Raw genomic sequence first — 6,452 nt, forward strand, 5'->3', positions numbered from 1 at the left:
ACGGCCGCGTCCGAGTCGACCAGGGTGCCGTCCATGTCGAACAGCACCGCGCCAATGCCTGCCAGTTCCACGCTCACGCTCCAGTTGTTGCTCGCACCGCGAGGATAGGTCCTCAACCATCCGCCGCGCGGGAGGCGTTCTTCTCACCGAGGGGGTGGGCATGACCGAGACGTTCCACGAGTTCGTGGTGCAGCGTTCGCCGGCCCTGTCCCGGACCGCCTACCTCCTCACCGGCGACCACCAACTCGCCGAAGACCTCGTGCAGACCGCCCTGGCGCGCACCTACCGCCACTGGCGACGCATCCGCGACGGCGACCCGGAGGCGTACGTCCGCCGGGTCATGTACCACCAGCAGGTCTCCTGGTGGCGACGCCGACGCCTCGCCGAACGACTCGAAGCCGAGCCCACCGAACGGGCTGGTGGCGACCACACCGACACCACCGCCCTGCGGCTCACGCTCACCGCCGCGCTGCGCCACCTCACCCCCCGCCAACGGGCCGTCATCGTGCTGCGTTACTACGAGGACCGCACCGAAGCGCAGGTCGCCGACCTGCTCGGCTGCTCTGTCGGCACCGTCAAACGCCACGCCCACGACGCACTGCGCCGACTCCGAGCGGTCGCTCCCGACCTGCTCGACGCCACCGCGGAGAGGAGCACCCGATGACCGCCCGGCTCCGCGACGCGCTGCGTACCGCCGCCGAGAACGTGCCCACCTACCCGGTGTACGAGCGCGCTCTCGCCACCGCCCGTCGCCACCGTCGGCGCCGGGTGGGCGTCGGCGCGGCGGTGTTGGTGCTGCTCGCGTTGGCCGGCGTCGTGGTGCCGCTGACCCGTACCCCTGGCCTCGACGTGGCCGCCACCGCGAACGCCGCGCTGCCCGACCACATCGCCCTGCCGCCGCTCGGCACGCTGCACGTCACCGACCGCCCCCGGCTCGGTCCCGCGTCGGTCGTCTTCGACGGGCCCGCACCGCGTCTGCACGGCTGGAACGACGTGAACGTCGTCGGTGTGGTCGGCGCGGACTCCGACCGCTACCGGATCATGCGGATCGGCGGTGAGTCCGTGGCGGGCAGAACCGTGCACCTCTCCCCCGACGGCAGGTACCTGGCCCGGCCGGACGGAGTCCAGGACGATCCCCCGGGTGTCGAGGTCGTCGACCTGGTCACCGGGCGGACCCAGCGGCTCTCGTCGCCCGTGGACCGCAGTGTCTGGAGCACACCTGTCGGCTGGTCCGCCGACGGCGGGTCGCTAGTGGTCAGCGACGAGGTGCCGGTCGCGTTCGACGGGGCCACGTACACCACAGTGCTGAGCGCGGTAACAGTCGCCGGTAAGCGGTGGACCAGGTTGGCCGCCGGCGCACAGGAGGCGTACGTCGGCTCGACCGTCGCCGCCGCCCCGGGTCGGCTCGCCTATCAGTACGGCCGCACCGTCGCCGTGACCGACCTGGCTGGTCGGGAGCTCTCCTCGTTCGTACTGCCCGACGGCACCTGGCTGGCCGGCAAGGGCGCGTGGCGACCCGACGGCACGAACCTGACACTGGCTGCCCGTGGAACGACCACCACCGAGTGGACTCTGCGCCAGGTCGATCCCGCCAACGGACGGGACGTCGGTCCGCTGGCACTGCCGGCCGTGTCCGGGGTCGTCTCCATCCGGCTGCTCGGCTGGGCCCCGGACGGGTCGGCGCTGGTGGCGGCATACCTGCCGGACCCCGTCGCCCCCGACCTGCCGCTGGAGGAGCAGTCGAACCCACCCACGAGCGACCAGCGCGTGCGCACCGTGCGGGTGCTGGCGCTGACGCCCGGTGCCACCGCGCCGCGAACCGTGCTGACCGCGCCGGACCAGGTGATCGCCGTCGACGTCGCCGACCAGGTGATCCGCAGCGGACGCGTCCGCGACGCGCAGCCACCCGGCGGGGTGGGTGGACGGTTCTGGTTCTGGACGGGTCTCCTCACGGTGCTGGTCACCGTGGGCCTGCTGTATGTGAGCCGCCAGCGGATCGCGCTGTGGCGCGACGATCGGCGGATCAGGCGGGCGCGTCGAACTGGTGGGTGAGAGGCATCACTCGCCCCCGTCCAACACCGGGCGTACCGCGTCGACGAACGAGATCCGGTGCTTCGTCCGTGCCTCGATCGCGGTGATCCACCGCTCCCGGTGCCGCTCGCGTAGCGGCGTCGCCGCGTCGCCCGGCAGGTCACGGAAGCGGCGCTGGTCGGCGTATTCCAGGCTGAGGCTGGTCAGCACTGACCGGGCCACCGACTCGACAGCCGCCGGGCCCTCCAGCAGGACCAGGTTGTACGCCTCGTCCACGGCGCGCATCGCCGCGTACGCCTCGTCGTAGCCGGGCACCGGCTCACTCCCGCCGGCTTCGAGCCACCGGCGGTCCAACTGCCGGTACGCCTGGTCGCAGGCGCTCAGGAATCCGACGTACGCGTCCCGGCGAAGCTCGTCCCGGCGCGTCGCCCGACGCTCGACGCTCTCCTGCCGGGCGACGGTGAGCTGGTGGGCCAGTTGCCGGCGGGTGCTGAGCGCGCCGACCAGCCCGGTCAGGCCGGCGGCGGCCAAGGTGGACAGTGAGGTGATCAGCGCGACGGCGACGGTGTCCTGCACCCGCCCATCATGGCGGTGCCCGGAACGAGGGTCGCCGCCCGGTGGCGCGACGCGGTGGGTCAGCCTTCAGGCGTCAGGGCAGTTCGTAGCCCGCTTCCTCGACCGCGGCCCGCACGTCGACGATGTCGAGGAAGCGGTCACTGTTCACCGTGACGGTGTCGTTCTCGACATCCACCACCACGGCGGTGACGCCGGGGATTCGCTCGATCTCCTCGGTGACGAAGCCTGCGCAGTGCCCGCAGGCCATGCCGACCACGCGATAGGTTCGGACGCTCATGTCGCCACCCGATCCTGGTTACCGGCCTCGACGGGAACCGAACGGGTGAGCATGTGCGCCCGGCGCATTCGCCCGTCGACAGCGAACTGCCCGAAGAAGTGGACCTCCACACTGCCTGCCCGCTTCGAGGTCTGGAAGTGCAGCGTGTAGCGGGCGGCGACCCGGTTCCCGTCTGCTATCGCCTCATGCACCTCCCACCGGGCGTTTGTCTGGTGCTTCCGCGCCGGGCGGGTGTGCGCGATGAGCTTGGTGCGGTCCATCAGGTTGCCGTCGGCGAACTGCACAATGTCGGGCGTGTGGTAACGGTCGACAACCACTGCCGGATCCTCGTCGCCGCGAACCAGGTCGTTCATGAAAGAGGTGAAGAAGTTTGCGATGAACTCCTTCGGACTGACGCCCTCGAGACCGCCCATGCCACCCACCGATCAGCTCGCGATGAGACCAATCTTTACAGCTTGTAAAATATCGTCCTCCTACAAATTTGACAAGGCGTAAGAGATGACTGGCTCAGCAGACCGCCACCGACGTGCCGACGCCCGCCGCAACAGCAGCGCGATCCTCGACGCGGCGGTCCGACTACTCGACGCGCAGCCCGACGCGAGCCTCGACGCCATCGCCAGCGCCGCCGGCGTGACCCGGCAAACCGTCTACGCCCACTTCCCGTCCCGCGAGCACCTGATGGCGGCCGTCGTGCGACGGATCACCGACGAGGCCGTCGCCGCGATGGACGCCGCCGAACCCGACGACGGATCCGCCACGGACGCGCTGATCCGCGTCCTCGAAGCCGGCGCCCAGACCGCCGGACGCTATCCGGTTCTCATCCAGCAGATCGCGTCGCTTCCGGTGAGCCCGAACGTCGACGAGGAACGCCACGCACCGGTCGCCGAACGGATCAATCGCGTGATTCGGCGCGGTCAGGCGAGCGGCGAGTTCGACAAAGGACTGCCAGCCGGCTGGTTGGCCACGATCACCATCAAACTCGGCCACGCCGCGGGCGAGGAGGTCGACGCCGGCCGCATGTCTCCGGCCGAGGCCGCCGAGGCGCTGCGTACCGCCCTGATCAGGATGCTGCGCCCCGGAGCATGACCAGGTGCGAGCAGTGCGACATCCTCCCGCCGGTGAAGGCAAGCCGGCGGTGCTTCGACGCGGCTGGTTCTCGGCAGATGGTGAAGGGTGGGCGCGGCAGGTTTCGAACCTGCGACCCCCCGCTTGTAAGGCGGGTGCTCTCCCACTGAGCTACGCGCCCGGATCGCCCGTGCGGCGGGCCGGTGGCTGGCAAGCTTACCCTGCCCGTCGCCGACCCGGGCGCACGGCGTACCCCGGTCAGACTGTCGCTTCGGCGATGGCCTTGCGCCAGGCCAACTGGTCGCGGGCCTCGCCCGGGCCGTTCATCTCGGCGAAGCGGACCACGCCGGTCCTGTCGATGACGAAGGTGCCCCGGTTGGCGAAGCCGGCGACGTCGTTGAAGACCCCGTACGCCTGGGCGACGCCGCCGTGCGGCCAGAAGTCGGCCAGCATGGGGAACTGGTAGCCCTCGCGGTCGGCCCAGATCTTGTGGCTGTAGACCGAGTCGACGCTGACGGTCAGCACCTGGACGTCGTCGTTCGCGTACTCGTCGAGGTTGTCCCGCACCTCCCGCAACTCGCCCTGGCAGGTGCCGGTGAACGCGAGCGGGTAGAAGACCAGCAGGACCGCGCGCCTGCCTCGGAAGTCGGAGAGCCGGACCTCCTGGTTGTTCTGGTCCTTCAGCACGAAGTCGGGCGCCTCGGCGCCAACCTCGATGGGCATGCGAACACTCCTCGGCTCGGTCAGGGGGACGGCACCAGCCTGCCGCCCGGCGGTGCGGACCGCCGGGCGCGCGAAGCGGGGTGGGCTACTTCTTGGCCTTGGCCCCTCGGCGCAGCACCAGTCGGGCCCCGCTCCAGTCCCGACCGGCATTGACGGTCGAGGTCTGCTGGAGGCCTGCGGTGGGCGCGGACTCCGCGACCTCACTCGGCTCGACGTGCCCGTCACGCCCCGCCTTCGGGGTGAGAAGCCACACGACGCCGTTGTCGGCCAGCGGGCCCAGGGCATCGACGAGAAGCTCGAAGAGGTCACCGTCGCCTTCCCGGTACCAGACCAGCACCGCGTCGACCACCTCGTCGGTGTCCTCGTCGACCAGATCTCCACAGCGGTCGGTCAGGGCGTCTCGGAGATCCTGGTCGACGTCGTCGTCGTACCCCATCTCCATGACGACCATCCCCGGTTCGATCCCGAACCGGTCCGCCAGGCTGCGTACCCCGTCGGCGGCCTGACCAGCGGTCGCGCTCACTGTCGCGTGCCTCCTCATCTCGTACCTGCTCGCGGCGTCGGTGCGACGCCGTCAGGCAAAGTCCACACAGTTGTGGGTCCCCGCGCAAGTGGCGCACCGGGTGGAACGGAATTTACCGTGCCAGCAGCGTACGGGCACCGTCGGTAATGGCGTCCGTGGAGACCAGAACGTGACGCGCTGCCGGACCTAATGGTACAAACGAGTCAACTCCGGCTACTCGTCGCGCTGCACCGACGTATCCGGCGTCGACCAGAGCGGCGATCACTCCCTCGCCGACCCCGCCGGATCGGCGAGTCTCGTCCACCACCAGCACCCGGCCCGTCGCCGAGGACTCGCGGATGATGTCGGCCACCGGCAGCGGGGCCAGCCAGCGCAGGTCCACGACCCGGGTGCCGACCCCCTCCTCGGCGAGGACGGCCGCAGCCCGCAGCGACATCCGCACGCCGTTACCGAAGGTGATGATGGTCAGGTCGTCCGCCGACCCGACCCGGTAGACCCGGGCCCGGCCGATCGGCACGTGCCCGGCGACCCACGCCCCCGGCTCCGGATAGCCGGCCAGCCACTCCCCGTCACCGTCGGCGTACAGGTCGCGGGTGTGGTAGAGCGCGATCGGCTCCAGGAACACGCACACACTGCCGTCGACCGCCGCGCTGGCCAGGCAGGTCCGCAGCATGGGCGCGGCGTCGTCCGGCCGCGCCGGCACCGCGACCACCAGACCCGGCACATCCCGGAGTACGGCCACCGAGTTGTCGTTGTGGAAGTGCCCGCCGAACCCCTCCTGGTACGCCAACCCGGCCACCCGGACGACCATCGGGTTGCGGAACGCCCCCTGCGAGAAGAACCGCATGGTGGCCGCCTCACCGCGCAGCTGGTCCTCGGCGTTGTGCAGGTACGCCAGGTACTGGATCTCCGGCACCGGCAGCATGCCGGCCAGCCCTGCGCCCAGCCCCAACCCCAGCACCGACGTCTCGTCGAGCAGGGTGTCGAAGACCCGGGCCGGCCCGAAACGGTCCCGCAGCCCCTTCGTCACCCCGTACACGCCACCCTTGGCGGCCACGTCCTCACCGAACACCGCCATCTGCGGGTGGTCGAGCATCCCGTCGGCGAGCGCCGCGTTGATGCTCTGCGCAAGGGTCAGCGGACCGGTCAGCTCCGGTGGCTTGCCGCCGAACGCCTCCGCCCGGGCGCCCGCGCCCGGGCCTGCACCACGCCCTCGAAGCCGGTGTAGTAGGAGCGCTCGCGGCCGTACTTGTTGCG

The 6,452-nt window shown here is 70.7% G+C and carries 9 protein-coding genes and 1 tRNA gene; 3 read left to right on the forward strand and 7 right to left on the reverse strand.

Going from position 1 to position 6,452, the window contains the following annotated elements:
• The first annotated feature begins 160 nt into the window (after positions 1-160).
• Entirely contained in the window at positions 161-664 is a 504-nt protein-coding gene (locus ACWCO3_RS29640) for a SigE family RNA polymerase sigma factor (RefSeq protein ID WP_278140964.1), read from the forward strand.
• Positions 661-2,052 carry a hypothetical protein gene (locus tag ACWCO3_RS29645; protein WP_450013180.1) on the forward strand — a complete coding sequence of 464 codons (1,392 nt, stop codon included), beginning with the start codon at positions 661-663 and terminating at the stop codon, positions 2,050-2,052. The genes ACWCO3_RS29640 and ACWCO3_RS29645 overlap by 4 nt, the downstream gene beginning before the upstream one ends.
• Before the next feature lie 6 nt (positions 2,053-2,058).
• Here ACWCO3_RS29645 and ACWCO3_RS29650 read toward each other — a convergent pair whose 3' ends face one another.
• The 3 genes from ACWCO3_RS29650 to ACWCO3_RS29660 all read right to left on the reverse strand — a co-directional run bounded on the left by ACWCO3_RS29650 (position 2,059) and on the right by ACWCO3_RS29660 (position 3,297).
• Positions 2,059-2,607, reverse strand: a complete 549-nt coding sequence (locus ACWCO3_RS29650) for a hypothetical protein (RefSeq protein ID WP_450013182.1) — start codon at positions 2,605-2,607, stop codon at positions 2,059-2,061.
• Between the two features lie 73 nt (positions 2,608-2,680).
• A complete protein-coding gene (locus ACWCO3_RS29655; RefSeq protein WP_145779559.1) occupies positions 2,681-2,884 on the reverse strand; it encodes a heavy-metal-associated domain-containing protein in 204 nt (67 codons plus the stop codon).
• Positions 2,881-3,297 carry a nuclear transport factor 2 family protein gene (locus ACWCO3_RS29660; RefSeq protein WP_145779558.1) on the reverse strand — a complete coding sequence of 139 codons (417 nt, stop codon included), beginning with the start codon at positions 3,295-3,297 and terminating at the stop codon, positions 2,881-2,883. Before ACWCO3_RS29660 ends, ACWCO3_RS29655 begins: the two co-directional genes overlap by 4 nt.
• Before the next feature lie 85 nt (positions 3,298-3,382).
• On the opposite strand from ACWCO3_RS29660, the gene ACWCO3_RS29665 reads away from it, so the two are divergent.
• Positions 3,383-3,970 carry a TetR/AcrR family transcriptional regulator gene (locus tag ACWCO3_RS29665; protein WP_145779557.1) on the forward strand — a complete coding sequence of 196 codons (588 nt, stop codon included), beginning with the start codon at positions 3,383-3,385 and terminating at the stop codon, positions 3,968-3,970.
• A gap of 88 nt (positions 3,971-4,058) precedes the next feature.
• Here ACWCO3_RS29665 and ACWCO3_RS29670 read toward each other — a convergent pair.
• The 4 genes from ACWCO3_RS29670 to ACWCO3_RS29685 form a co-directional block, all read right to left on the reverse strand.
• Positions 4,059-4,130, reverse strand: a tRNA-Val gene (locus ACWCO3_RS29670).
• Positions 4,131-4,207: 77 nt separating this feature from the next.
• On the reverse strand, positions 4,208-4,672 hold the full coding sequence (locus ACWCO3_RS29675; RefSeq protein ID WP_145779556.1) for a peroxiredoxin: 465 nt from the start codon (positions 4,670-4,672) through the stop codon (positions 4,208-4,210).
• An 85-nt stretch (positions 4,673-4,757) separates the two neighbouring features.
• Positions 4,758-5,195, reverse strand: a complete 438-nt coding sequence (locus ACWCO3_RS29680; RefSeq protein ID WP_145779555.1) for a DUF3052 domain-containing protein — start codon at positions 5,193-5,195, stop codon at positions 4,758-4,760.
• Positions 5,196-5,307: 112 nt separating this feature from the next.
• On the reverse strand, positions 5,308-6,452 hold a 1,145-nt coding region (locus ACWCO3_RS29685), incomplete at its 5' end, for an alpha-ketoacid dehydrogenase subunit beta (RefSeq protein WP_450013185.1).

The sequence above is a fragment of the Micromonospora sp. NPDC002411 genome, from assembly GCF_053592955.1.